Source organism: Allobosea sp. 05T433 (assembly GCF_056396065.1).
In genome coordinates this window covers 398,342-423,228 of sequence record NZ_JBFTKS010000001.1, presented here as the reverse complement: position 1 = coordinate 423,228, position 24,887 = coordinate 398,342, and the positions used below count along the sequence as shown (strand labels likewise).

Below are 24,887 nucleotides of genomic sequence, written 5' to 3'. Positions count from 1 at the left end.
CCCGTTCACGCGGCGAAGACCATGTCGGCCTCGGTCACGGCGCCAGCGCCTTCCGTCACGGCGAGTTCCAGCCCCGGGGCCTCGATGGCGCCATGCTCGGCAAAGAAGCGGGCAGTCGCCACGGCTGCGGCGCCGCCTTCCTCAGTGCGCATGGCGAGCGCCTTCTTCGCCAGCCCGGTTCCACCCTGCGCCAGCGCGAAGAGCTTGAGATAGGGCGTCGCACCGGCGAGCACCTCGGCAGGTTTCGCCCCCATGGTCGCGAGCATCCACTCGGTTGCACGCTCCAGCGCGTCGACCGCGCTCTTCAGCCGATCGGCGGTGCGGCCGAAGCCGGGCGTGTTGGCCGCCGCAACCTCGTCCGCCACGCCCCGCATCTCGGCGATCAACGCCCTGACGGCATCGCCGCCGGACAGCGGCAGCTTGCGCTGCACGAGATCGATGGCCTGGATGCCGTTGGTCCCCTCGTAGATCGTGGCGATGCGGGCATCGCGCAGATGCTGGGCCGCGCCGGTCTCCTCGACATAGCCCATGCCGCCATGGACCTGGATGCCTGTCGAGGCGACTTCGACGCCGATATCCGTCGCATAGGCCTTCGCCACCGGCGTCAGAATCGCGGTGCGTTCGGCGGCCTGCTTGCGCTTGCCGATATCGGTCTCGCGATGCGAACGATCGAGCGCTTCCGCGACCATGTAGGCAATCGCACGCGCCGCCTGCGTCTTGGCCCGCATCTCCATCAGCATACGGCGAATGTCGGGATGCACGATGATCGGGCTCATCGGCGCGCCTTTCGGCGCATCGAGTGCCGCGCCCTGCTTGCGTTCATGCGCGAAGGCGAGCGCCTGCTGATAGGCCCGCTCGGCGATGGCGACGCCTTGGAGCGCCACGTTCAGCCGGGCGTTATTCATCATCGTGAACATGCAGGCGAGGCCACGGTTCTCCTCGCCGATCAGCCAACCGATCGCTCCGCCATTGTCGCCATAGGCCATCGAGCAGGTCGGTGAGGCATGGATGCCGAGCTTGTGCTCGATCCCGGAGCAGCGCAGGTCGTTATGGCCGCCGAGCGTTCCATCTGCGTTGACGAGGTATTTCGGCACGAGGAAGAGCGAGATGCCGCGTGTGCCGGGAGGCGCATCGGGCAGTCGGGCAAGGACGAGATGCACGATATTCTCGGTCATGTCGTGCTCGCCATAGGTGATGAAGATCTTCTGGCCGGTGATGCGATAGGTGCCGTCCCCGGCGCGCTCGGCCTTCGAGCGCAGCGCGTTGAGGTCGGAGCCGGCCTGCGGTTCGGTGAGGTTCATCGTACCCATCCACTCGCCGGAGACGAGCTTGGCGAGATAGGTCTCCTTCAGTTCCGCCGAGCCATGGGTATGCAGTGCCTCGATCGCACCGACGGTGAGCAGCGGACCAAGCGCGAAGGCGAAGGCGGCGGAGTTCCACATCTCGGTGCAGGCCGACTGCACCAGCGCCGGCAGGCCCTGCCCGCCATAGGCTTCCGGAGCCGGCAGTGCGTTCCAGCCAGCCTCGGCCCAGGCCTTGTAGGCCTCCTTCCAGCCGGGCGGCGTGGACACCGCGCCATCCCTCAGCGTCGAACCGACCTTGTCGCCGACCATATTGAGCGGCGCGATCACATCGCCCGCAAATTTCGCCGCCTCGCCGAGGATCGCTTCGGTCATTCCGCCGTCGAGCTCGGGGGCCAGGCCATCGGCAACGAGCCGGTCCAGCCCTGCCACATGGCGCAAGGTGGCGACGATGTCCTCGACCGGGGCGCGATAGCTCATGGCCTTCTCCCTGAATGCCCTGCCCGCCTGGCAATGTGCCGGCGCAAGGTCTGCTGCCGTCGTTATGCGTTGACGGCGATGTTAGCGACGAACTATCCCCTTCGCCACGCGCCAGCCTCACGACTTTCCGCCATACGCACTGCCGCACAACACAGTTTATATATGAACCATTCCAGGTCAACGGGCTCCGGGATACGTCCGACCCGCATTCTGCAGGCCGATGCCGAAGGCATTGCCGAGGCCGCGCGCCTGCTGCGCGCCGGAGGCCTCGTCGCGCTGCCGACGGAGACCGTCTATGGATTGGCGGCCGACGCGACATCCGGCCACGCCGTCGCCGGCATCTATGCGGCAAAGGAGCGGCCGAGCTTCAATCCGCTGATCTCACATCTGCCGAGCGTCGAGGCAGCGCGGCGCGAGGGCCTGTTCGACGCCAATGCGCTGGCACTGGCAAAGGCCTTCTGGCCGGGCCCCTTGACGCTGGTGGTGCCGGCTTCGTCCGCCTGCCAGGTCAGCGAGCTGGCACGCGCCGGGCTTGCCTCCGTCGCGTTGCGCGTGCCGTCGCATCCGCTTGCCCATGCCATTCTCGAAGCAGCCGGACGCCCGATCGCCGCACCCTCCGCCAACCGGTCGGGCCGGGTCAGCGCCACCAGCGCAGAGCATGTGCTGGCCGATCTCGATGGCCGGATCGATGCCGTGGTCGATGCCGGGCCGGCCGAGGTCGGTGTCGAGTCGACGATCATCGCCTGCCTCGATGGGGCGCCCAGGCTGCTTCGACCGGGCGGCGTCTCCCGCGCGGCGATCGAGGGCGTGATCGGCCGCCCGCTGGTGCTCGCCGGCGAGGCTGGCGCCGCACCGATTTCGCCCGGACTGCTCGCCTCGCATTACGCGCCCGCTGCCGCGGTGCGGCTGGACGCCGAAGCGCCCCGCACCGGAGAAGCCTGGCTCGGCTTCGGACCGGAGCCAGCGGGCTTCGTCGCGCCGGCGATTTCGCTCAACCTGAGCCCGCGCGGCGATCTCGCGGAAGCTGCAGCCAATCTCTTCGGCTACATGCGCCAGCTCGATGCGCAGGGCCCCAAGGCGATTGCGATCGCATCGGTGCCCGCGCACGGCCTCGGGGAAGCCATCAACGACCGGCTGAGGCGCGCTGCGGCACCGCGCTGAGCCCCGCAAACAGCGCCTTGCAATTGCGCAAGATATCGCGATGCTGCCGCCGCAACCGGAGCCTGCGTCGATGAAGTCCAATCTCGCCTGGGATGATTTCAGGCTGGTCAAGGCGATCGCCGATCACGGCGGCCTGACGGGTGCGGCTGCTGCTCTTGGGGTCAATCATTCCACCGTGTTCCGCCGGCTCGGGCAGATCGAGGAGCAACTCGGCCTGCCCCTCTTCGAACGCCACAAGACGGGCTATGTCGCTACCTGCGCCGGCGAAGAGATGGCCGTCCTGGCGAGCCGCATGGAGGAGGATGTCACCGCCTTCGACCGGCGCCTGGCCGGGCGCGATGTCGCCCCGTCCGGCGAGGTCCGCGTCACCACGACCGATACGCTCTTCCTCAACATGCTGCTGCCGATCTTCGCGGCGTTCCGCCAGGCGCATCCGGCAATCCGGCTGGATGTCGCCATCGGCTACCAGACGCTCAACCTCTCGAAGCGCGACGCCGATGTCGCGATCCGGGCCAGCGATTCGCCCGGGGAAACCCTGGTCGGGCGCCGGCTCGCGACACTGAACTGGGCGATCTATGGCCGCAGCGAGGACGGGCTCACCTCGGAGGAAGCCGCCGATCCTGCCGTCCTCTTCGAACGGGACTGGGTCACGCTCGGCGACCAGCTCGGTTATGTAAAGGCGGCACGCCATGTCCGCGACCATGTCGCGCCGGAGCGGATCGCGCTCAAATGCTCGGCCGTACTCGGCCTCACCGAAGCCGTCGAACAGGGGATCGGCATCGGCCCCCTGCCCTGCTTCATCGCCGATCAACGCCCCAGCCTGACGCGCCTGACGGCGCCCAATCCGGATTTCTCGACGGGGCTATGGATCCTGACCCATCCCGATATCCGCAACGCGCCGCGGGTGCGCGCCTTCATGGACTTTTGCGGAAACGAACTCGCGAAGCACCGCGGCCTGATCGAGGGGACGGGCTGAGCGTCAGCCTACTTCGCCCCCGCCTTCACGCAGAGGGAAGCTATCATATTAGATTGAGCATACCTTAGGACACGCGCTAAGCTTGCCCTAACTGCTTTGGGAGGGGGAGCAAATTCAAAATGGCTACGATTGACGATTTTCGCGCGAACCTAGTGTCTTTCAGCGAGCGGGTGCAACGCGTTCGCGAGCACATCAATAATGAAGAAGCAACTAAGGTCGCACTGATACTGCCATTCATATCTGTTCTTGGCTATGATGACAGAGACCCTACCGAAGTCGCGGCAGAGCACGCGGCCGATTTCTCAGAAAAATACAGAAATCGGGTAGATTACGCTATCCTGAAAGACATGAAGCCAGTCATAGCGATCGAATGCAAAACCGCAGGAAACGGCAGAAAGGACGATCGAGGTCAACTTAAAAGCTACTTTAACGCCGCAAAATCCGTCAAACTGGGCATGCTGACAGACGGAATAATCTACGAATTCTTCGTCGATTCAGCTGAACCCAATTTAATGGACGATGATCCATTTTTGATCGTCGACTTCGATAAAGTTGCCAAAGCCCAGATTTCAGACACGGTAATTGAAGGCCTATTTGCTTTAACCAAAGGAAAGTTCGACCCTGAAACTGTCGCCGAGAACGCGAGGCGAAGCCTGACCCACAGAGCTTTCTTCGACTACCTTTCTGATCAGTTCAACGAACCATCTGTCGAATTTACTCGTTTTCTTCTCAAAGAGAACGACATCAAGCACATTCGAGCCAATGCTATTGATGGGTATAGAGCAATCAGCAAGGCAGCTTTCAACGACGTCTTTACTTCTAATGTGCTGAAACGCCTCGACATTCCGGCGAACGCCCCGAAGCCAACCCCGAGAGCCGACCCGGCGATTGAGGAGGCGGCCACGCCAACTCCCACCATCTCGTCTTCTGGAATTGTGACGACGGTGGCCGAACTCGACGCTTTTGAAAGCATTAGGCGACGGCTTGCGTTTCTTTCTTCGGGGAACATCAACCTGTTTAACTCAATCTCGAATGTAAAATTCCGAGACTATCAAGGAAAGATGGTCGTATTCTATAAACAGGAGAGAAAGGGACGCTTGGTCGATATCACGGAAGCCCGCGATGGAACCGTGAGGTACTGGATCGTTGATGGCAACGAATCCACCCCGTTCACGGATCTATCGCAAGCTGATCAGAGGCTGCAGACGTTGTTCGAAAAGCGAATAGCCGAGTTTTAGGTCTTATCGCCTCAGCCCACCTCAACCACCACCCGGCCCCGCACCTTGCCCTCGACGATCGCCTTGCCGGTCTCGATCACGCTCTCCAACGGAATCGTCGAGGTCATGGCAGCAAGCTTGTCGCGATCGAGATCGGAAGCCAGCCGCGCCCAGGCCTCGAGCCTGCGTGGTTTCGGGCACATCACCGAATCGACTCCGAGCAGCGAGACGCCGCGCAGGATGAAGGGTGCAACCGAAGCCGGCAGATCCATGCCCTGGGCCAGGCCGCAGGCAGCAACGGCGCCGCCGTACCGGGTCATCGCCAGCAGATTGGCGAGCGTATGCGAGCCGACCGCGTCGACGCCGGCGATCCAGCGCTCCTTGGCCAGCGGCTTGCCGGGGTTGGAGAGTTCGTTGCGGTCGATGATCTCGGCTGCACCGAGGCCCTTGAGGTAGTCGGCCTCCTCGGCGCGGCCGGTCGAGGCGATGACATGCCAGCCCGCCTTCGCCAAAAGCGCGATCGCGACCGAGCCGACGCCGCCGGCAGCACCGGTGACCACAACCGGGCCATCAGCGGGTTTCAGCCCGTGCCTCTCCAGCGCCAGCACGCAGAGCATCGCGGTGTAGCCCGCGGTACCGATCGCCATGGCGTCGGCCGGGGTCATGCCGGCCGGCAGCGGCACCAGCCAGTCACCCTTGACCCGGCTTTTCTGGGCATAAGCGCCAAGATGGGTCTCACCCGTGCCCCAGCCATCCAGGATGACGAGATCGCCCGGCTTGAAATCGGGGTGGCTGGAGGTCTCGACCCGGCCGGAGAAATCGATCCCGGGAATCATCGGCCAGCGCCGGATCACCGGCGCCTTGCCAGTGATCGCGAGCCCATCCTTGTAGTTCACGGTCGAGTGCGTGACGCGGACGGTGACGTCACCTTCCATCAGATCGGCTTCGGCGAAATCCGTAAAGGCGAGGTTCGGGCCGGTTTCGCCCTTCGTCGCGACGAGCGCCTTGAAGCTGGACATGCATCACTCCTGTCGTGCCAACTGGTCACGACAGGAGTGGAACGAGCCCGGGCAATCCGCAAGGCGCAAGCATGTGCGTCTTTGCCCCGTCCCGATCAGGCGGGCTGCGGCACCGCGCGCGTCACAGGCTTCTCGACGATCGGCAGGTTGATCAGGGCGGAGGCGACACCCAGAGCGACCGAAAGCCACCAGACGATCTCGTAGGAGCCGGTCCGCTCATAGAGGATGCCACCGAGCAGCACGCCGAGGAAACCGCCGACCTGATGCGAGAAGAAGGCGAAGCCGTAGAGCATCGCCATGTATTTCGTGCCGAACATCAGCATGACCAGCGAGGAGGTCGGCGGCACGGTGGAGAGCCAGAACAGGCCGATCACGACGCCGAAGGCCAGCGCGGTGGCCGGGCTGGCCGGCAGCAGGATGAAGGCGGCGATGGCAACCGCACGCCCCAGATAGATCCAGGCCAGCAAATGGCGCTTCGGCATGCGGGAGGTCAGCCAGCCGGAGCCGAGAGAACCCGCCGCATTCGCGAGACCGATCACGGCAAGTGTCCAGCCGCCGACCCAGGCCGGCATCCCGGCATCCTTGAGATAGGCCGGCATATGCGCGGTGATGAAAGCGAGCTGGAAGCCGCAGGTGAAGAAGCCAAGCACGAGCAGGACGTAGCTGCGATGCTTGAAAGCCTCCGACAGGGCCTGCGTGACGCTCTGGTTGGGCAGGTTGACAGCCGAAGCGACCTGCCTGGCCTCTCCGGTCTTGCGCGTTCCCAGCATGATGGCGAGCGGCATCACCAGCAGCACCGAGCCGGCGAAGACGACAAGCGCCTGATGCCAGCCGATCTGCTCGATCATGATGTTGCCGATCGGCGGGAACAGGAACTGGCCGAAGGAGCCGGCCGCGGTGCCGGCACCGAATGCCATCGGGCGCCATTGCTCCGGCAGCAGCTTGCCGAAGGCAGCCAGCACGAGATTGAACGAACAGGCCGAAAGGCCGAAGCCGATCAGCACGCCGGCGCCGAGATGCATCGTCATCGGCGTCGTGGCATAGGCCATGACGACGAGGCCGGCGGCATAGAGCAACGCACCGAAGCACAGCACCCGCACCGTGCCGAACCGGTCGGCCACGGCGCCGGCAAAGGGAGCGCCGAGGCCCCAGAGCAGGTTCTGCAGGGCAATGGCGATACTGAACGTGTCGCGCCCCCAGCCGAATTCCAGCGTCATCGGGATCTGGAACAGACCGGCGCTGGCGCGGGGGCCGAAGGTGATCAGCGCGATCAGACAGCCGGCAGCGACGACGATTTCGGGCGCGTATCTGCGCCCAGTGGCCGCACTCATTGGGAGCTCCGACAATAGGACAGAAGGAGAGCAAGTCTAAACGTGTGGCTGCACGTTATCGTTTCGTCCCGCGCCGCAACAACGTCTTTTCGTGAAATTCCACATCACGGCCGCACATGGAACGCGGGTCGCCGAAGAACGCGCGCCCGAGCGCGGCATTAACCGGCTCTCAACCCTACCGGATGGATAACGGGATCGTCGAAAAGCGCGCCTTGGCTGCGCGGCCGACCCCCGGTGTTGTCAAGGCGGGCAGAGCGTTGAGTCAGTTGCGGTTACGGCGTCGCACGAGGCGAATCAGAGCGCTGGGTCTGAAATGGGCCCTGGCCACGGTCGCGCCCTGGGCGCTGTCCGTCGGGCTGCTGGTTTCCTTCACCGCATCCGCCGGGCAAAATCACGACGGCGACGCAATTCCCTATTCCATGCTGCGGCGCGCAGCGCCCTCGCCCGAATCCATGCTCGAGGAAGGCCCTTCGATGCTGGTTGCGGCCAGCGCCTTCCGCCTGCCGGGCCTCACGCTGTCATCCTCGATCCAACAGGCTCATCTCTCCTTCGACGACCCCGAACGGCGCATCGCCATCGATCCGCGCCAGCCGCGCGAGGATATGAAGCGCACGGCAAGCGCCTTCCCCGAGGTCGACCGCAGCGCCAAGGGCGACCTGCTGCCCGGCCTGCGCCCGGGCCTGACGCTTACCCCGCAGCCACGCGAGCTCGAACGTGTCGTCTTCGGCGACAACCAGCCGGGCCTGATTTCGGGCGGCTTTGCGCTCGACGCCGTGCGCGAGGGCGAAAGCAGCGACGGTCCGCAAGTGGGGTTCGAGCCCTATTCCAATGACGAGGGACTGACCGACCCAGCCCTCTCGGACTCCTCGCCGAGTTCGCCGAAGCGGATCATCACCTCGCCGCGGGAAGCCGAACTGCATCTCGAGAGCATCGACGGCTCGACGCCCTCGGTTCCGCAGCCCGCAGCACGGGCCTCATCGACTCCGGCCGTGAACTACAGCGTCGCCACGATCGCGCCGACGACGCCGCCGGCCGTGGCCGCCGCACGGCCCGCCGCCATCGGCAAGGCCGCCGCTCCCGCAACCAGCGTCGCGCGCAAGAGCGATCCGGGGCCGAAACAGATTTATACCGGGCTGATCCTGCCAGAGAACATGGCGCGCGAGCAGCGCTGCCTCGCCGAAGCCGTCTATTTCGAGGCTCGTTCGGAATCCGAGGAAGGCCGGGCTGCGGTCGCGCAGGTCGTGCTCAACCGGGTGAAGAGCGGGCTTTATCCGGACTCGGTCTGCGGCGTGGTCTACCAGAACCGGAACCGCTACCTCGCCTGCCAGTTCACCTTCGCCTGCGAGGGCAAGTCGCTGCGCATCACCGAGCCCGAGCCGTGGCGCGCCTCCGTGCGCATCGCACGCGAGGTCTTTGAGGGCACGACCTATCTCGCGGATGTCGGCGCCTCCACGCATTACCACGCGGACTATGTTCGGCCGTACTGGGCCAAGAAGCTGAAGAAAATGGATGTGATCGGCCGGCACGTCTTCTATCAGCTGAGGCCGGGCCAGACTTAGTCTATCCTGAATTTTCAACCGCGGGCCCTGACTCCAAACAGATTGAATACCGGGCTTGTTTGCGAGAATGCGGGGTCTTGGCTTGCGGGAGCGAGGCTGTATCGAGGCACCTCTGGCCGGCCCGGAGGTCACCCCACGGGAGGCCCCCCTGCCCTGGAAACCTCTGTCGGCTCAATGAGGGTGCTCAGCGAAAGCCACTGCGCCAGGACCTGATCCTTCCGGGCAGCACCAGGCAGGACGCTCATGAAAGTCGTCCTGTCAGCTTGACCCGGCCCGTCGCTTGGAATTGCATCTATGAAGCCTGATGCCTCAGAACCGCGCGTGAATTGAATGCAGCTTCAGTCCCTGATTACCTGCCCGCATTGCCGACACGCGGCGGCCGAGACGATGCCGACCGACGCCTGCCAGTTCTTCTACGAATGCAAGGGATGCGGCGCATTGCTCCGGCCGAAGCAGGGTGATTGCTGCGTGTTCTGTTCCTATGGCTCGGTTCCCTGCCCACCCATTCAGGAGGCTGTGAACGGAGGATCCGGCAACCTGTCCTGCTGCGCCTCTGCTGGTCCGAGCGGAACGTGATCTGAGCCCGGGGGATACAGCCCGAAGCTGCGTCCATCTCGGCTGCACGCTGAACGAAATCGTTCTTGCCACCGTGCCCGGCCGGGACTTGCGGCCCGCTCTACCCTTGAGCCGGGAGGCTTCCGCTGCGTAGGGCTCGCCGGCCTGCTGCCTTTGCATTCCAATTCAGTATTCGAGGCCTTGCCGGACGCGCCGGATCATGGTTAATTTTACCTTGTTTTCGCGTTTACCTTGCGTTCATCACTGCCGGCTGGCTTTCTGCCTCCAACACGGCGGCGCCAGAACGCCGCCGGGGAGGTCGGAGTCAGACATGCGAGGCAAGGTGCTTTCCGCTTCCGCATTGGCCGCTTCGGTGGCTGCGGCCGCGCTGCTGCTCGGCGCCCAGGGCGCCCAGGCTGGCGGTGGCTGCTATGGCTCCGCCTGCTACACGCTGCAGCAGTCGCCCCCGGTCTATGGCACGATCAACGAGACCTATGTCGCGCGCCCGGCCCAGACGCAGTCGCGCATCATTCCGGCCGAATATGAATACGTCACCGAGCAGGTGATGGTGCATCCGCAGCGGGTCATCCCGCGCTATCGCCCGGCCCAGTACAGCACGGTTGCCGAACAGGTCCTGATCTCACCGGCGGGGCGTCGCTGGGAGGTGAGCCGCGATCTCTATGGCAACGTCACCGGTTGCTGGGTCGATGTTCCCGCGCGCTACGGCATCCAGCAGCGTACGGTCGAGATCAGCCCGGCGAGCACCGATTACGAGACCCTGCCCGCCGTCTATGGCCAGCGTCAGCGCAAGGTCATGGTGCGCCAGACGCAGGTCGTGCACGAGACGATCCCCGCTCTCTACGAAACCCGCCAACGCCAGGTGCTGATGAGCCCTGGCTCGCAATACTGGGCGCGCGGCCGCTATTGAGTTCACGCCTACCAAGAGTTTAGACGCAGACCCTTTTAACCACGGAAACGACCTTACGCCCCGGCTTCGGCCGGGGCTTTTTTCATGCGATCTCGATATCGAGCCCGAGGTCGAGCACGCTGGCGGAATGGGTCAGGGCGCCCACCGAGATCATGTCGACGCCGGTCGCCGCAATCGCCGCGACAGTGTCGAGCGTGATGCCGCCGGAGGCCTCGACCTTCATGCGGCCGCCGACCATCGCAACGCCCGTGGTCAGATCCGCAACGGACATGTTGTCGAGCATGACGATGTCGGCCCCCTCGGCGAGGACCTCCTCGAGCTGGGCCAGGGTATCGACCTCGATCTCGATCTTGACGAAGTTACCGGCCTGGCGCTTGGCCGCCTGCAAGGCGGGGCGAATGCCGCCGGCGACGGCGACATGATTGTCCTTGATCAGGATGGCGTCATCGAGCCCATAGCGATGGTTGCCGGCGCCACCGCAGCAAACGGCGTATTTCTCGAACGCGCGCAGGCCTGGCGTGGTCTTGCGGGTGTCGACGATCATCGCCTTCGTGCCCGCGGCCTTGGCTACATAGGCCGCTGCCAGTGTAGCGATGCCCGAGAGTCGGCCCATGTAATTCAAGGCGACACGCTCTGCCGAGAGGACAGAGCGGGCCTCCCCCTCGATGCGAGCCACAATGGCGCCGGGTTCGAGCCTGTCGCCGTCCGACATGGCGGCCTCGAAGCGAACCGACGGGTCGTATTGCCGGAAGGTTTCGCGGGCGAAGGGCAGCCCGGCAACGATGCCGCTCTTGCGCGCGGCGATCACCGCGCTTGCCCGCTTGCCGGCCGGAATCGTCGCAAGGGTGGTGATGTCACCGGCCCGGCCGAGATCCTCGATCAGAGCGGCACGCACCGCTTCGGTGATGAGCAGGGGATTGAGGACGGCTTGGCTCACGTCGGGCTCCGGATCAGGACAGGGCGCGGCGCGCGGCAGGCGGCGCCGATAATGTCAGCTTGCTGCGCGTCGCCAGCGCCGCGCTGGCTTGCGGAAAATCGCTGCGCCAATGGCCGCCACGGCTCTCGCGCCGGGCAAGCGCTGCGGCAACGATGATGAGAGCGGCGCTCGCCATGTTGACGAGCGTCGAACTGTCCGCAGCCTCGGCGATGGCCTGGAGCTGACGCGACGCGGCAAGCAGCCCTGGCCCGCCACGCACCACGCCGGCCCTATCCGACATGATCGCGCGCAAGCGCTCGATCGCGCGCTGGTCCGCGGCTGTCGGCAAGCAGGCTGCCGTGCCGCTCATGCGGACAGGCTTCCCCCTGGTTCTCATCACCAACGGGCGGCCCTTCAGGTGCTCGGCGACACGTGCGCCGAAGACCACCGCCTCCAGAAGGGAATTCGAGGCGAGACGGTTGGCACCATGCAAGCCGGTACTGGCCACTTCACCGGCGGCATAGAGGCCGGGAAGCGTCGTGCAACCATGAGCGTCCGTCGCCACACCACCCATGTGGTAGTGCTCGGCCGGCGCCACCGGCATGAGCTCGGTCGCTGGATCGATGCCCGCCTTGCGGCAGGCGGCGGTGACGGCGGGAAAGCGCTCGGAAAACTCCGTGCCGATCGCCGCCCTTGCATCGAGGAAGGCACCGCGCCCGGCCGCGATCTCGGCGAAGACGGCGCGCGCCACGATATCGCGTGGGGCGAGCTCGACGTCCTTGTGGGCAGCCAGCATGAACCGCTCGCCAGCGGCATTGACGAGAATGCCGCCATCGCCCCGGATCGCTTCGGTCGCCAGCGGGGCTGGGTCGAGCCCGAGCGCCAGCGCGGTTGGATGAAACTGCACGAACTCCGCATCGGCAATCGTCGCGCCGGCGCGTGCCGCCATGGCCAGTCCTTCGCCACGCGCCTCCGCCGGGTTCGTGGTCAGCGCGTAGAGATGGCCGATGCCTCCCGTGGCCAACACGGTCGCGACGGCATGAAATCGCGTCGCCTCGCGCGCCGCCCCGTGCTCGCCGCGCGCCAGCACACCCGTGCAGGCGCCATCGGTAAGAAGCAGGTCCTCGGCAATGAACCCTTCCCGGACGGTGATCGAAGGCGTCTGCCGCACCGTCGCAATCAGCGCCTGCATGATCGCGGCGCCGGCACCATCGCCGCCGACGCGGACGACACGATGCTCCGAATGCGCGGCCTCGCGCGACTGCACGAGTCGCCCGGCGAGATCGCGATCGAAGGGGACGCCATAGGACAGAAGATCATGGACGCGTTCGGCAGCCTCATTGGCAACCATATGCGCGACGGCCTCGTCGACGATGCCGGCACCCGCCGCGATCGTATCGGCAGCGTGTTTGCCGGCCGTGTCGCCCTCGGACATCGCCGCGGCAATGCCGCCTTGCGCCCAGCTCGAGGAAGAGCCCTCGCCGAGCGGGCGCGGCGCCAGCACCGTGCAGGGCAGCGGCGCCAGTTTCAAGGCCGTGAACAGCCCCGCCAGCCCGCCGCCGACGATGAGGATATCCGCTTGGATGTCAGGCATGAGGGCCAATCCGCCGCCAGCGCCCCTCCCCCTGAAGGGAGAGGCATGCGGGTTTACATCGTCAGGTTGACCATTCGMTCAACCGAGCGCCGGGCCTTCTCGGCCATCGCCGGATCGATCACCACCTCGTGCTGCATATAGACCAGCGACTCGAGGATCTTGGGCAAGGTAATGCGCTTCATATGCGGGCAGAGATTGCAGGGCCGCACGAATTCGACGCCCTTCGTCTCGGCTGCAACATTGTCCGCCATTGAGCATTCGGTGACGAGCAGGACGCGGCCCGGCAGCTCATGCTTGACCCAGTCGATCATGCCCTTGGTCGAACCAGCGTAATCGGCAACTGCCACGACTTCCGGCGGGCATTCCGGATGGGCGACGATTTTGATGCTCGGATCGGCCTCGCGGTAGCGCACGAGCTCTTCGGCGGTGAAGCGCTCATGCACCTCGCAGGCGCCTGCCCAGGAGATGATCTTCACCTTGGTCTGCGCCGCGACGTTCTTCGCCAGATACTGGTCAGGCACGAAGATGACTTCCGGCACGCCCAGGCTCTCGACCACCTGCACGGCATTCGACGAGGTGCAGCAGATATCGACCTCCGCCTTCACATCGGCCGAGGTGTTGACATAGGCGACGACCGGACGGCCGGGATAGCGCTCGCGCAACAGACGGATATCGGCGCCCGTGATCGAAGAGGCCAGCGAGCAGCCGGCCTTCATGTCCGGCATCAGCACGATCTTGTCGGGGCTGAGCAGCTTCGAGGTCTCGGCCATGAAATGCACGCCGCCCTGCACGATGACCTCTGCCTTGGTCTTCGAGGCCACCTTGGCGAGCTGCAAGGAGTCGCCGACGATGTCGGAGACACAATGGAAGATCTCCGGCGTCATGTAGTTATGGCCGAGGATGACCGCGTTGCGGACCTGTTTCAGCTCGTTGATCGCCTTGATCGTCGGCGCGAAGAAGGGCCACTCCACCGCCGGAATGACGGCCTTGACCTTCTCGTAGAGATGCGCGGTCGCGGCCTCGACCTCAGGCGTCCAGGTCAGGTCTGGCATCGGCAATGGTCGGAAGCGCGGATCGTCCCTGCGGCGCGCGACAGTGACCGGGGCGACAGCGTTGTCGGCCTCGAAGCCCCGAGTCTTTTCCAAGCCCAAAGACATGGCATCCTCCTCATCCCTGCGATGCCGGAGCTCCGCTCCGGGTCGCCGCCGGCCTGTTGCTAGCCAGCTATGCTCGTTTTGAGCATAAGGATATTAGCACGTCTCCCCGATGCTGACCAGCACTCGGCATCCCGCGCCAGCGCGCGGTCCTTCATGTGTTTGGGGAATATGGCAGGCAGTCAGGCGATGCCGCCGGTGACCAGCGCCAGGACGCCAAGACCGAGCACGAAGGCCAGGATCCGGGCGGGCATCCCGACAAGGGCGCCGGGCGGACGGCCCGTCACGAAACCAAAGACGACTTCGATGAGGCCGAGCCCGATCAGGACGAACAGATAGCGCGGGAAAGCTGCCGATCCCGCCAGCCATCCAATGTGAGCCGCGAGTGCGACAAGGCCTCCGAGGCCTGCGCCTGCAGCGAGGAAGAGCAGTTCAACCCGGCTGAAGCGCATGCTGTGGCTCAACGCCGACGGAAGTTCTGATTGCGCGGCGGCCCACCCGGAGCCGGTCCCGCCGTCTTCTGACGGAAGTTGATGCGGCCGCGATCAAGATCATAAGGCGACATCTCGACGACGACCCGGTCTCCGGCGATCGTGCGGATGCGGTTCTTCTTCATCTTGCCGGCCGCGTAGGCCAGGATCACATGGTCATTGTCGAGCTTCACCCGATAGTTTCCATCGGGCAGCACCTCGACCACCGTGCCGTCGAACTCGAGAAGTTCTTCTTTCGCCATTCCTTGGTCCTTCTTCTGCGCCTTGGGCGGACGACCGGATCAGAGGGATCCGCCGGCCCGATCGTCCCCTGGCTATCCGCGCGTCAGTTCGCGCGGCGCCGGGCGCCGCCATTGCGACGTTGCTCTGTTCTTTGCTGCAAGAACGCGACGCCGCCAAGTCCTTCCTTGCCGGCAACGCTGTCTTTTCGCGCCGAAGGCGCCTCAGTGCGCTGCGGCGGACGGTCATTGCGCGGAGTCTCGCTGCGCTGACCGGCGGCATGCTGGGGCTTGCCCGCCTGCTGCGGCTTCGCGCCCTGGCGCTGGCCCTGCGGCCGGCCATGATCGCGCCCGCCACCGGAGCCCTGGCCATTGCGGCCGCGACCCTGGTTCTGCGGCGGCTTCTTGGGCGTGCGACCATCCCAGTGCGGCACCTCGCCGACCGGGGTCAGCGAAACGCGGGTCAGCTTCTCGATCGCCGCCAGATCGCCGCGCTCTTCCGGGGTGCAGAAGGCAATGGCGACGCCGGTGGCACCAGCGCGCGCGGTGCGGCCGATGCGGTGGACATAGGTTTCCGCCACGTTCGGCAGGTCGAAATTGACGACATGGCTGACGCCGTCGACATCGATGCCGCGCGCCGCGATATCGGTCGCGACCAGAATGCGCAGTTCGCCATCACGGAAAGCGCCGAGAGCGCGCTCGCGCTGGCCCTGGCTCTTGTTGCCGTGGATGGCAGCCGACTTGATGCCGGACTGCTCGAGCTGGCGCACGACCTTGTCCGCACCGTGCTTGGTGCGCGTGAACACGATCGCGCGCTCCATCTCCGCCACGCCGAGCGTCTTCGCCAGCAGCGCCGGCTTGTGGCCGGGATCGGTGAAGATGACGCGCTGCTCGACCTTCTCGGCAGTCGTGGCAACCGGCGTCACCGCGACCTCGACCGGATTGGTCAGATAGGCCGAGGCGATCTCGCGGATCTGCTTCGGCATGGTCGCCGAGAACAGAAGCGTCTGGCGCTTGGCCGGGATCAGCGTCGCAATCCGGCGCAGGGCATGGATGAAGCCGAGATCAAGCATCTGATCGGCCTCGTCGAGCACCAGGAACTCGATCTCGCGCAGCGAGACTGCGCGCTGGTCGACGAGATCAAGCAGGCGGCCGGGCGTGGCGACGAGGATGTCGACGGTCTGGCCAAGCGCACGGATCTGCTTGCCGACTGGCACGCCGCCGAAGATCACGGCCGATTTGACCGTGGTGAACTGGGCGTAGGTGCGGATGCTGGTCTCGATCTGCGCCGCAAGCTCACGCGTCGGGCTCAGGATGAGTGCGCGCACCGAACGCGGCTGCATGCGCCGGGGGTTGTTCAGCAACCGGTGCAGCATCGGCAGCGAGAAGGCGGCCGTCTTGCCCGTGCCCGTCTGGGCCGCGCCGAACAGATCCTTGCCTTCGAGAATAGGGGGGATGGCCTGCGCCTGGATGGGCGTCGGCTTGGAATAACCTTCAGCCGCGAGCGCCTTGAGAAGCTGCTCGGCGAGGCCGAGGTCTGTAAATTGTGTCAAAACAGGTCTTTCTGAAGCCGAAACGCAAGGGGCGCATGTGGAAACCGGCTGCGCCACCGAATGGGTTCGGCATTGAAGTACGTCATTCCGCCCGGCGAACCGCTAGCCACTGCGCCGAAAGGTATTGTTGTAAAGGTATCGATAGAGAGAGCCGGGAGAGTGCGAGCACCCTCCCGGTCAGTATTCAGCCTCAGGCGACGACGAGGTTGCCGGCCGAGGACTTGCCGGTCTTGCGATCGGCGATCAGCTCGAAGGAGACGACCTGACCATCGCGAAGTTCGCGCAGACCAGCACGCTCGACAGCGCTGATGTGGACGAAAACGTCCTGGCCGCCGGCCTCAGGGGTGATGAAGCCATAGCCCTTGGTGGTGTTGAACCACTTCACGGTGCCCTTGTTCATAGGGTAGTCCTTACGTTTCAGATCCGCGTTCGTATGTGGAAGACACGACTTGACGCGCGGACGCCTCGCCGTGGCCTTGATAACGATGTGTGGTGGATCTGAATCGTGCCCGCCGACCGGGAAATCCCGCGCGGAGGATTGGCCAGAACCCGGCCGCATCTCGTCTTACATGGGCGGCACTAGCATAAATTGCAATGCGGGTCCAGCGCAGCGCCCTGATGCGCAACGGCGCCCCCTTCCCGGCATCCGCGCAAGACGGGAGCATCGGAGAAGGCGGCCCGCGGAGGCCCGCTCTGCGTCGAGGCTGCATCCCTCGACCCGTCGCATCAACGTCTTCGTCGGCGTGCCGACAGAATAACCGCAATGAGCGATGTCAATCGGCAGGCCGAACTCTTTGCCGATCTGGTCTTCGAACGGGGACTGCTCGCTTGCGCCCTGGAACGGATGCCTTCCGGGCCGCTCCTCAGCTTTGACGCGGCGGATGGTCCGACCAGGGGCCGTCGCTAGCGCTCATTCGATCTCGCCCAGAAGCCCGACGAGGCCGCCAAGATCCGCCAGGCGGCGATAGCGCTGCTCCGCGACCGGTTCCTCGGCATGTTCGAGCACCCAGGTCAGCTCATGCGGCACATGCACAGCCCAGGCCCCCGCCTGCAGCGCCGGCACGATGTCCGACTTCAGCGAGTTACCCACCATCATCGCATGTCTCGGCCCGTCACCATGACGCGCGAAGATGCGTTCATAGGTCGTGACACTCTTGTCGCTGACGATCTCGACCGCCTGGAAGAAATCGCCCAGCCCGGACTGGGCGAGCTTGCGTTCCTGATCGAAAAGATCGCCCTTGGTGATCAGGACCAACCTGTATTCGGAGGCCAGCGCCTCCAGTGTTTCCTGTGCCCCCGGAAGCGTCTCGACCGGATGCGCCAGCATCTCGCGCCCGGCGGCAAGGATTTCGGCGATGACGGAAGCCGGCACATTGCCGCCTGTGACCTCGATCGCGGTCTCGATCATCGAGAGCGTGAAGCCCTTGATGCCAAATCCGTAGAAGCCGAGATTGCGACGCTCGGCGTCCAGCAACCTGCCGGAGATTTCGGCGGCTTCGCCGTGCTCGCCGAGCAGGGCGACGAAACGCTCCTCCGTCAGCCGGAAGAACTGCTCGTTCTGCCAGAGCGTGTCATCGGCATCGAAGCCGATCGTGGTGAGCGCGCGAGACGGCACGGTTCAGCCCTTCAACTCGGAGATGAAGCGGTCGAGCTCGGCATTGAAGCGCGCCGCATCCTCGAAATAGACGGAATGGCCGGTTTCGGGAACGCTGACGAAGCGGCCCCTGGGAGCATGGGCAGCGACCGCCGCGACGCCACAAGGCGGGACGACGAGGTCGTCGGCGCCGGACAGGAACAAGGCTGGACAATCGAGTGCGGCGAGGTCGGACGGCGGGCGGTTGCGCGCCTCCCAGATGCGTTGCCGCACCAGCGCCTTGTCCAGACCTGCATTGATGCGGTCGATCGATTTGTAGAGTTCGTAGAGCGCCGGCAAGCGTTTCGCGAAGGCTTCGCCGCAGGCAGGATGGATACCGCTCCTGGCCCAACGCGGCAGTGTCTCATCGACACGCTGCTGCCAGGCCGCGAGTTCGCTCGAGATATTCCTTCCGGCCTTGCCGAAATCGAGCGTGCCGGTGGTGCAGGCCATGACGAGCCCGCTCACCCGACCGGGGTTCGCCAGCGCATAATCCATACAACTCCAGCCGCCCATGGATTGCGCGACCAGAACCGGCCGCTCCAACGACAGATGGGTGATCAGCGCGGCGAGGTCGCCGGCATAGTCTGCCGGATCGGGGCCTCCGGCCACCGGCTCCGACGGCGCGAAACCGCGATGAGCGAAGGTGACGCAGCTGTACTGCGGACTGAAATGAGCGACCTGCTGCCACCAGGACAAATGATTGCCGCCCAGTCCATGAGCGAAGACGATGGGCGGGCCAGAGCCCGTGACCTCGTAATAGAGCTTGCCGAAGGGGCGGGAGAGTTGGCCGATACGCGTCTGCATGGCGCGAAACTAGACCGGCGGCCGTTCTCGCGGCAATGCAGGATTGTCGGTCTCAGGCCGAGCATGGCGCAGGCCCGGGACCGACGTCCAGGAGATGGTCGGCTCGAGGCCGACCATCAGGATCTCCCTGCTCAGGCGTCCTTGGCCTTGATCGCGCCCAGTGCGGCTTGCGCCGCGGCCAGGCGTGCGATCGGCACCCGGAAGGGCGAGCAGGAGACGTAGTCGAGACCGATGCTCTCGCAGAAGCCGATCGAGGCGGGGTCGCCACCATGCTCGCCGCAGATGCCCAGCTTGATCCGCGGACGGCTCCGGCGACCGCGCTCGACCGCGAGCTTGACGAGTTCGCCGACGCCCTCCTGGTCGATGGTGACGAAGGGGTCGAATTCCAGGATGCCCTTGGCGGTATAGGAGCCGAGGAAGGAACCCGCGTCGTCGCGGCTGATGCCGAGCGTGGTCTGGGTCAGGTCATTGGTGCCGAAGGAGAAGAATTCGGCGCTGCGGGCGATCTCCTCGGCACGCAAGGCGGCGCGCGGCAGCTCGATCATCGTGCCGACCTGATAGGTGAACTCGGTCTTGCTCTCGCCGATCACGGCCTTCGCCATGGCGTCGATGCGGGCCTTGACGAGGTCGAACTCGGCGACGCCCATCACCAGCGGCACCATCACCTCCGGGATGACCGGCTTGCCGGTCTCGCGCGCCGAGATCACGGCGGCCTCGAAGATGGCGCGGGCCTGCATCTCGGCGATTTCAGGGTACGCCACCGCCAGCCTGCAGCCGCGGAAGCCGAGCATCGGGTTGAACTCGTGCAGCTCGGCCGCCCGGCGCCGGAGCACGTCCGGCGTCACCGCCATGGCGCGCGCCACCTCGGCGATCTCCTCGTCGGTATGCGGCAGGAACTCGTGCAGCGGCGGATCGAGCAGCCGGATCGTGACCGGCAGGCCCTGCATGATGGTGAAGAGCTCGACGAAATCCTGCCGCTGCATCGGCAGGAGCTTGGCCAGCGCGTCGCGCCGTCCCTTGTCGTCGCCGGCGAGGATCATCTCCCGCATCGGCAGGATGCGATCCTCGTCGAAGAACATGTGCTCGGTGCGGCAGAGCCCGATGCCCTCGGCGCCGAAATCGCGGGCCGCGCGGGCATCGCGCGGCGTCTCGGCATTGGCACGGACCTTGAGGCGCCGAACCTTGTCGGCCCAGCCCATCAGCGTGCCGAAATCGCCGGAAAGCTCCGGCTGTTGCATCTTGACCTCGCCAAGCAGAACCTGGCCGAGGGTGCCGTCGATCGTGATGAAATCGCCGGCCCGCAGCGTGGTCGGCCCCACCGTCAGCGTGCCCTTGGCATAGTCGACCCGGATCTGGCCGGCGCCGGAGACGCAGGGCTTGCCCATCCCGCGCGCCACGACCGCCGCATGCGAGGTCATGCCGCCACGCGTGGTCAAGATGCCTTCGGCGGCATGCATGCCGTGGATATCTTCCGGACTGGTCTCGACCCGGACCAGGATGACCTTGCGGCCTGTCTTCTTGGCAGCCTCCGCATCGTCTGAATTGAAGACGATCTCCCCGGCCGCCGCACCGGGCGAAGCCGGCAGGCCGGTCGTCAGCACGCGGCGCTCGGCCTTGGGATCGATCGCCGGGTGCAGGAGCTGTTCGAGGGCGCCGGGCTCGACGCGGCCGATCGCCTCCTCCTCGCCGATCAATCCCTCCTGTGCCAGATCGACCGCGATCCTGAGCGCGGCCTTGGCGGTACGCTTGCCGGACCGGGTCTGCAGCATCCAGAGCTTGCCCTCCTGGATGGTGAACTCCATGTCCTGCATGTCGCGATAATGCTTCTCGAGGATGCCGTAGATCCGGCAGAGCTCGGCATAGGCCGCGGGCATCGCCTTCTCCATGGAAGGCTTGTCCGAGCCGGCGGCCTGACGCGCCACCTCGGTGATGTCCTGCGGAGTGCGGATGCCGGCAACGACATCCTCACCCTGCGCATTGATCAGAAACTCGCCATAGAGCGCGTTCTCGCCGGTCGAGGGATTGCGGGTGAAGGCGACGCCGGTGGCCGAGGTCTCGCCCATGTTGCCGAACACCATCGACTGGACATTGACGGCCGTGCCCCAGGAGGCAGGGATATTGTTGAGTTCGCGGTATTTGATCGCGCGGGCATTCATCCAGGACGAGAACACTGCGCCGACGGCGCCCCAGAGCTGCTCCTGCGGCTCCTGCGGGAACTCGGCACCGAGCGCCTTCTTCACGATGTCCTTGTAACGACCGACAAGCACCTTCCAGTCATCGGCCGAGAGATCGGTATCGAGATGCAAGCCCTTGCGCTCCTTGTAGCCTTCGAGCGCCTCCTCGAAATGGCCGTGATCGACGTCGAGCACGACGTTCGAATACATGGTGATGAAGCGGCGATAGCTGTCCCAGGCGAAGCGGGCGTCGCCCGAGGCCTTCGCCACGGCCTCGACGGTGACGTCGTTGAGGCCAAGGTTGAGGACGGTGTCCATCATGCCTGGCATCGAGGCGCGAGCGCCGGAGCGCACCGACACCAGAAGCGGATTGGCAGGATCGCCGAAGAGCTTGCCGGTGAGACGCCCCATCTCGGCAAGCGCAGCCTTCACCTGCCCGGCGAGATCGGACGGGAAATTCTTGCCATTATCGTAATAATGGGTGCAGACCTCGGTGGTGATCGTAAAGCCGGGCGGAACCGGCAAGCCCAGATTGCTCATCTCGGCGAGGTTTGCACCCTTGCCGCCGAGCAGGTTCTTCATGCCCGCTTCACCCTCGGCCTTGCCGTCGCCGAAGGTGTAGACCCACTTCCCACCAGCCATCACAACTACCTCTTCATCCAGCCGGGCTCAGCAACGCGCCGGCGATCCAAAAGTTTCATGCGAAGCGCCGCCGGCAGAGACAGCCGGGCGGCAGGGACGGGCGAGGTCATGCCGAAAAGCGGATGAACAATCAATGAGCGAGGCTGCAGCAGGATTGCTGCAGATCTGCGACGCTCCTCAGCCACGCGAAGGGTTGCGCGCCGCACGCGGCCAACGCAGCGGCCAATTGACGATACGTTCGGGCAGGTCGTCCTCATCGACGTCATCTTCACTGGCGAAGACCCGGCCGCGCACGGAGACGCCGGCCGTGACGACCGTCTCGGGGTCGCCAGACACCAGCGGATGCCACCAGGGCAGGTCACGCCCCTCCCCGACCAGCCGATAGGCGCAGGTCGGCGGCAACCACGGCAGCGTGCGAACGTCTTCCGGGGTCAGCGTCACGCAATCGGGAACGAGCGTCGAGCGATGGGAGTAATCCTTGCAGCGGCATGTCCCGGCATCGAACAATCGGCAGCCAATATCGGTCGCGTGGATGCGGCCGGTATCGTCGTCCTCGAGCTTCACCAGGCAGCAGCGCCCACAGCCGTCACAGAGCGATTCCCACTCCTGCATGGTCATCTCGTCGAGCGTCTTGCTAAGCCAGAATGGCTCTGGCCGGATGGGTGCGTCCGTCATGAAGGCGCTTATGCGCCCTCGTGGGGTTCGTGGGAAGCGCCGCGATGCCGCGCATCCCAGCTGCACGTCGATCCGGGCGGACTGTTTCGCAATGGCACGGATCGTCTGGCGCGAAACCTGCTGTTCATCTGCTTAAAGGATGACACTGGCCTTCACGCGCGCGAAGGTCGATCCTATGTCCCTACCAAGGGGCACTTTGGGTTGCCAACACCATCCGGTCGCGGCAGGAGATAACCGCAGTTTTTCGTCAGGGTGGCCCGGGCGGCGATGGAGTTCAGGAAGGCAAACTGGACGACCCGTCTCAAGCGCTTCGCGCTTGCCGTCGATTCATGGATCGACGACACGCTCTGGGGCGCGGGCCGTCGCGCGGGCGAAGCCTATGAACGTTTGCGCAGCTATGCCGACCGGCTGACCGTCTCCGGCGGCAAGCGGCTCGCAGCGGAGTTCGCCAGCGAGGGCCTGAATGTCGGGATCGCCGGCGCTCTCGTCATGCTCATGCTCGCAATCCCGGCCTTCCACGAAGGCCGCGAGGAGGCGCTCAAGCATCAAGTCTTCGCGGTGACCTTCCTGGACCGATACGGCTCCGAGCTCGGTCATCGCGGCGCGCGCCATGACGATTCGCTGAAGCTCGAGGAACTGCCGGACCATCTCATCAAGGCCGTCCTGGCAACCGAGGACCGGCGCTTCTACGACCATTTCGGCATCGACATCTTCGGCACCTTTCGCGCGATCACCGTGAACGCGCGCGCCTCGGGCGTGGTGCAGGGCGGCTCGTCGCTGACCCAACAGCTCGCCAAGAACCTCTTCCTGAGCAATGAGCGCTCGCTCGACCGCAAGATCAAGGAAGCGTTCCTGGCTCTGTGGCTCGAATACAGGCTGACCAAGAACGAGATCCTCAAGCTCTATCTCGACCGCGCCTATATGGGCGGCGGCACCTTCGGCGTGGCGGCTGCGTCAGAATATTATTTCGGCAAATCCGTGAAGGATGTCAGCGTGGCCGAGGCCGCCATGCTGGCAGGACTGTTCAAGGCGCCGACCAAATATGCGCCGCATGTCAATCTGCCGGCAGCCCGCGCCCGCGCCAATGACGTGCTGAACGCGATGGTCGATGCCGGGTTCATGACCGCAGGCCAGATCGACAGCGCGAAGCGCAACCCGGCGACCCCGGTCGACCGTAAGCGCGACGTCAGCCCCGATTACTATCTCGACTGGGCCTTCGAAGAGGTTCGCAAGCTGGCTGATGAGGGCAAGATCGGCCCGGACCGGGTCCTGACCGTCAAGACGCCGCATGATCCGGCGATCCAGGATCGCGCCGACCACGCGATCGAGACGGTCCTGCGCCAACACGGCCCGGCCTATCATGCGAAGCAGGCGGCGACCGTGGTGATGGACCCTGACGGCGCCGTGCGCGCGATCGTCGGGGGGCGCGACTATGGTGCGAGCCAGTTCAACCGCGCGACGGCCGCAAGGCAGCCCGGCTCTTCGTTCAAGCCGTTCGTCTATGCGGCAGCACTCTCCGCGGGGCTCTATCGTCCTAACACGATCGTGACCGACCGCCCGGTCTGCATCGGCAACTGGTGCCCGAACAATTACGGACGCTCCTATGCCGGGTCGATGCCGTTGACGGTGGCGCTGGCGAAGTCGATCAACACGATCCCGGTGCAGATGTCGATCGCGATCGGCCGCGCCACCGGCGAGACCCACGAGGCGCGCGCGGCACGCATCGGCCGGATGAAGATCATCGAGACGGCGCACGCCATGGGCTTGACCACGCCGCTGACCGACACGGTCTCGCTGCCCATCGGCGCAGCCGAAGTCACGGTCATGGATATGGCCGCAGGCTATTCCGTGTTCGCCAATGGCGGGCTGCGGGCCAAGCCCTATGCCGCGATCGATATCCATAATTCGCAGGGCGAGCTGATCTACCGGCATGATCGCGACGACGGCACCGGCAAGCGCGTGCTGAGCGTCCAGGTCGCGCAGGACATGAACTTCATGCTGTCCAAGGTTCCGACCGAAGGCACCGGGCGTCGCGCCGCGCTCGACGGCGTCGTGACGGCCGGCAAGACGGGCACCACCAATGGCTACAAGGACGCCTGGTATGTCGGCTATTCCGGCAATCTGGTCGGCGCGGTGTGGTTCGGCAACGACGACTCGTCGGAGACGGCGAATATGACGGGTGGTTCCCTGCCGGCAATGACCTGGAAGGAGATCATGCAGTTCGCCCATCAGGGGCTGGAGCTGAAACCGATCCCGGGTGTCACGCCTGTGACCGACCCGAAGGTCGCAGCACTCGCCAAGGCCAATGCTCCGGCAGCCGATGCCGCAGCGCTGGGCGCCGGCGCAGGACATATGCCGCGCCAGTCCTTCGAGGTTCTCTCGGCGGTCGGCGCGATGTTCCGCACGATCGAGCCGGTGCGGGCGGCAGGACGGACGGCCCAGGCCGGCATCCAGGACCTGACGCCACCGGGTGGCGCAAGCCGCATCCGCTGAACAGGCTTAG

At 65.2% G+C, this 24,887-nt stretch carries 22 protein-coding genes; 8 read left to right on the top strand and 14 right to left on the bottom strand.

Annotation, left to right across the window (positions count from 1 at the left end; translation table 11 throughout):
* Positions 1–5 precede the first annotated feature (5 nt).
* Positions 6–1,781: an acyl-CoA dehydrogenase family protein gene (locus tag AC1DGP_RS01940; protein ID WP_441506524.1), complete on the bottom strand. Its 1,776-nt coding sequence runs from the start codon at positions 1,779–1,781 to the stop codon at positions 6–8.
* 162 nt (positions 1,782–1,943) lie between these two features.
* On the opposite strand from AC1DGP_RS01940, the gene AC1DGP_RS01935 reads away from it, so the two are divergent.
* From AC1DGP_RS01935 to AC1DGP_RS01925, 3 genes are all read left to right on the top strand, one after another.
* Positions 1,944–2,942: an L-threonylcarbamoyladenylate synthase gene (locus tag AC1DGP_RS01935; RefSeq protein WP_441489011.1), complete on the top strand. Its 999-nt coding sequence runs from the start codon at positions 1,944–1,946 to the stop codon at positions 2,940–2,942.
* A gap of 70 nt (positions 2,943–3,012) precedes the next feature.
* On the top strand, positions 3,013–3,918 hold the full coding sequence (locus AC1DGP_RS01930; protein ID WP_441489010.1) for a LysR family transcriptional regulator: 906 nt from the start codon (positions 3,013–3,015) through the stop codon (positions 3,916–3,918).
* A 119-nt stretch (positions 3,919–4,037) separates the two neighbouring features.
* Positions 4,038–5,156, top strand: coding sequence for a type I restriction enzyme HsdR N-terminal domain-containing protein (locus tag AC1DGP_RS01925; protein WP_476831688.1), 1,119 nt, complete (start codon positions 4,038–4,040; stop codon positions 5,154–5,156).
* A gap of 11 nt (positions 5,157–5,167) precedes the next feature.
* Here AC1DGP_RS01925 and acuI read toward each other — a convergent pair whose 3' ends face one another.
* Together acuI and AC1DGP_RS01915 are read right to left on the bottom strand one after the other, a co-directional pair.
* Positions 5,168–6,154 carry an acrylyl-CoA reductase (NADPH) gene (gene acuI / locus AC1DGP_RS01920; RefSeq protein ID WP_441506522.1) on the bottom strand — a complete coding sequence of 329 codons (987 nt, stop codon included), beginning with the start codon at positions 6,152–6,154 and terminating at the stop codon, positions 5,168–5,170.
* A 95-nt stretch (positions 6,155–6,249) separates the two neighbouring features.
* A complete protein-coding gene (locus tag AC1DGP_RS01915; protein ID WP_441506521.1) occupies positions 6,250–7,485 on the bottom strand; it encodes an MFS transporter in 1,236 nt (411 codons plus the stop codon).
* Between the two features lie 473 nt (positions 7,486–7,958).
* Here AC1DGP_RS01915 and AC1DGP_RS01910 point away from each other — a divergent pair, with 473 nt between their 5' ends.
* From AC1DGP_RS01910 to AC1DGP_RS01900, 3 genes are all read left to right on the top strand, one after another.
* The gene (locus tag AC1DGP_RS01910; protein ID WP_476769642.1) at positions 7,959–9,044 is read left to right on the top strand and encodes a cell wall hydrolase; all 1,086 of its coding nucleotides are present in this window, start codon (positions 7,959–7,961) and stop codon (positions 9,042–9,044) included.
* A 330-nt stretch (positions 9,045–9,374) separates the two neighbouring features.
* Positions 9,375–9,620, top strand: a complete 246-nt coding sequence (locus AC1DGP_RS01905) for a GDCCVxC domain-containing (seleno)protein (protein ID WP_441506519.1) — start codon at positions 9,375–9,377, stop codon at positions 9,618–9,620.
* A gap of 310 nt (positions 9,621–9,930) precedes the next feature.
* Positions 9,931–10,527: a hypothetical protein gene (locus AC1DGP_RS01900; protein ID WP_441506518.1), complete on the top strand. Its 597-nt coding sequence runs from the start codon at positions 9,931–9,933 to the stop codon at positions 10,525–10,527.
* A gap of 82 nt (positions 10,528–10,609) precedes the next feature.
* Here the strand turns inward: AC1DGP_RS01900 and nadC are convergent, their stop codons facing one another.
* From nadC to AC1DGP_RS01865, 7 genes are all read right to left on the bottom strand, one after another.
* Positions 10,610–11,464, bottom strand: a complete 855-nt coding sequence (gene nadC, locus AC1DGP_RS01895; RefSeq protein ID WP_441506517.1) for a carboxylating nicotinate-nucleotide diphosphorylase — start codon at positions 11,462–11,464, stop codon at positions 10,610–10,612.
* A 13-nt stretch (positions 11,465–11,477) separates the two neighbouring features.
* Positions 11,478–13,037 (bottom strand): L-aspartate oxidase, encoded by a 1,560-nt coding sequence (locus AC1DGP_RS01890; protein WP_441506516.1) that lies wholly within the window; start codon positions 13,035–13,037, stop codon positions 11,478–11,480.
* Positions 13,038–13,090: 53 nt separating this feature from the next.
* Complete coding sequence (gene nadA, locus AC1DGP_RS01885) at positions 13,091–14,194, bottom strand: quinolinate synthase NadA (RefSeq protein ID WP_476831687.1); 1,104 nt, start codon at positions 14,192–14,194, stop codon at positions 13,091–13,093.
* Between the two features lie 179 nt (positions 14,195–14,373).
* Complete coding sequence (locus AC1DGP_RS01880) at positions 14,374–14,643, bottom strand: hypothetical protein (protein ID WP_441506514.1); 270 nt, start codon at positions 14,641–14,643, stop codon at positions 14,374–14,376.
* 8 nt (positions 14,644–14,651) lie between these two features.
* Positions 14,652–14,924, bottom strand: a complete 273-nt coding sequence (gene infA, locus AC1DGP_RS01875) for a translation initiation factor IF-1 (RefSeq protein ID WP_054207590.1) — start codon at positions 14,922–14,924, stop codon at positions 14,652–14,654.
* A gap of 83 nt (positions 14,925–15,007) precedes the next feature.
* Complete coding sequence (locus AC1DGP_RS01870) at positions 15,008–16,453, bottom strand: DEAD/DEAH box helicase (protein ID WP_441506513.1); 1,446 nt, start codon at positions 16,451–16,453, stop codon at positions 15,008–15,010.
* Positions 16,454–16,643: 190 nt separating this feature from the next.
* Positions 16,644–16,853, bottom strand: a complete 210-nt coding sequence (locus AC1DGP_RS01865; RefSeq protein ID WP_043233725.1) for a cold-shock protein — start codon at positions 16,851–16,853, stop codon at positions 16,644–16,646.
* A gap of 363 nt (positions 16,854–17,216) precedes the next feature.
* Between AC1DGP_RS01865 and AC1DGP_RS01860 the strand changes: the two genes are divergently transcribed.
* Positions 17,217–17,360 (top strand): hypothetical protein, encoded by a 144-nt coding sequence (locus tag AC1DGP_RS01860; RefSeq protein WP_476769646.1) that lies wholly within the window; start codon positions 17,217–17,219, stop codon positions 17,358–17,360.
* A gap of 3 nt (positions 17,361–17,363) precedes the next feature.
* Here the strand turns inward: AC1DGP_RS01860 and AC1DGP_RS01855 are convergent, their stop codons facing one another.
* The 4 genes from AC1DGP_RS01855 to AC1DGP_RS01840 all read right to left on the bottom strand — a co-directional run bounded on the left by AC1DGP_RS01855 (position 17,364) and on the right by AC1DGP_RS01840 (position 22,384).
* The gene (locus tag AC1DGP_RS01855) at positions 17,364–18,068 is read right to left on the bottom strand and encodes an HAD-IA family hydrolase (RefSeq protein ID WP_441506512.1); all 705 of its coding nucleotides are present in this window, start codon (positions 18,066–18,068) and stop codon (positions 17,364–17,366) included.
* Between the two features lie 3 nt (positions 18,069–18,071).
* Complete coding sequence (locus AC1DGP_RS01850) at positions 18,072–18,893, bottom strand: alpha/beta fold hydrolase (protein WP_476831686.1); 822 nt, start codon at positions 18,891–18,893, stop codon at positions 18,072–18,074.
* A 131-nt stretch (positions 18,894–19,024) separates the two neighbouring features.
* Positions 19,025–21,709: a pyruvate, phosphate dikinase gene (ppdK, locus tag AC1DGP_RS01845; protein ID WP_476831685.1), complete on the bottom strand. Its 2,685-nt coding sequence runs from the start codon at positions 21,707–21,709 to the stop codon at positions 19,025–19,027.
* 177 nt (positions 21,710–21,886) lie between these two features.
* Positions 21,887–22,384 carry a YcgN family cysteine cluster protein gene (locus tag AC1DGP_RS01840; protein WP_476831684.1) on the bottom strand — a complete coding sequence of 166 codons (498 nt, stop codon included), beginning with the start codon at positions 22,382–22,384 and terminating at the stop codon, positions 21,887–21,889.
* A 267-nt stretch (positions 22,385–22,651) separates the two neighbouring features.
* Between AC1DGP_RS01840 and AC1DGP_RS01835 the strand changes: the two genes are divergently transcribed.
* Positions 22,652–24,877 carry a transglycosylase domain-containing protein gene (locus tag AC1DGP_RS01835; RefSeq protein WP_441506508.1) on the top strand — a complete coding sequence of 742 codons (2,226 nt, stop codon included), beginning with the start codon at positions 22,652–22,654 and terminating at the stop codon, positions 24,875–24,877.
* Positions 24,878–24,887: the final 10 nt, after the last annotated feature.

What these genes read in the sequence shown, in the direction of transcription:
- AC1DGP_RS01940 (WP_441506524.1), bottom strand. Translation starts at nt 1,781, where the DNA reads ATGAGCTATCGCGCCCCGGTCGAGGACATCGTCGCCACCTTGCGCCAT.
- AC1DGP_RS01935 (WP_441489011.1), top strand. Translation starts at nt 1,944, where the DNA reads ATGAACCATTCCAGGTCAACGGGCTCCGGGATACGTCCGACCCGCATT.
- AC1DGP_RS01930 (WP_441489010.1), top strand. Translation starts at nt 3,013, where the DNA reads ATGAAGTCCAATCTCGCCTGGGATGATTTCAGGCTGGTCAAGGCGATC.
- AC1DGP_RS01925 (WP_476831688.1), top strand. Translation starts at nt 4,038, where the DNA reads ATGGCTACGATTGACGATTTTCGCGCGAACCTAGTGTCTTTCAGCGAG.
- acuI (WP_441506522.1), bottom strand. Translation starts at nt 6,154, where the DNA reads ATGTCCAGCTTCAAGGCGCTCGTCGCGACGAAGGGCGAAACCGGCCCG.
- AC1DGP_RS01915 (WP_441506521.1), bottom strand. Translation starts at nt 7,485, where the DNA reads ATGAGTGCGGCCACTGGGCGCAGATACGCGCCCGAAATCGTCGTCGCT.
- AC1DGP_RS01910 (WP_476769642.1), top strand. Translation starts at nt 7,959, where the DNA reads ATGCTGGTTGCGGCCAGCGCCTTCCGCCTGCCGGGCCTCACGCTGTCA.
- AC1DGP_RS01905 (WP_441506519.1), top strand. Translation starts at nt 9,375, where the DNA reads ATGCAGCTTCAGTCCCTGATTACCTGCCCGCATTGCCGACACGCGGCG.
- AC1DGP_RS01900 (WP_441506518.1), top strand. Translation starts at nt 9,931, where the DNA reads ATGCGAGGCAAGGTGCTTTCCGCTTCCGCATTGGCCGCTTCGGTGGCT.
- AC1DGP_RS01890 (WP_441506516.1), bottom strand. Translation starts at nt 13,037, where the DNA reads ATGCCTGACATCCAAGCGGATATCCTCATCGTCGGCGGCGGGCTGGCG.
- AC1DGP_RS01880 (WP_441506514.1), bottom strand. Translation starts at nt 14,643, where the DNA reads ATGCGCTTCAGCCGGGTTGAACTGCTCTTCCTCGCTGCAGGCGCAGGC.
- infA (WP_054207590.1), bottom strand. Translation starts at nt 14,924, where the DNA reads ATGGCGAAAGAAGAACTTCTCGAGTTCGACGGCACGGTGGTCGAGGTG.
- AC1DGP_RS01865 (WP_043233725.1), bottom strand. Translation starts at nt 16,853, where the DNA reads ATGAACAAGGGCACCGTGAAGTGGTTCAACACCACCAAGGGCTATGGC.
- AC1DGP_RS01860 (WP_476769646.1), top strand. Translation starts at nt 17,217, where the DNA reads ATGAGCGATGTCAATCGGCAGGCCGAACTCTTTGCCGATCTGGTCTTC.
- AC1DGP_RS01850 (WP_476831686.1), bottom strand. Translation starts at nt 18,893, where the DNA reads ATGCAGACGCGTATCGGCCAACTCTCCCGCCCCTTCGGCAAGCTCTAT.
- ppdK (WP_476831685.1), bottom strand. Translation starts at nt 21,709, where the DNA reads ATGGCTGGTGGGAAGTGGGTCTACACCTTCGGCGACGGCAAGGCCGAG.
- AC1DGP_RS01840 (WP_476831684.1), bottom strand. Translation starts at nt 22,384, where the DNA reads ATGACGGACGCACCCATCCGGCCAGAGCCATTCTGGCTTAGCAAGACG.
- AC1DGP_RS01835 (WP_441506508.1), top strand. Translation starts at nt 22,652, where the DNA reads ATGGAGTTCAGGAAGGCAAACTGGACGACCCGTCTCAAGCGCTTCGCG.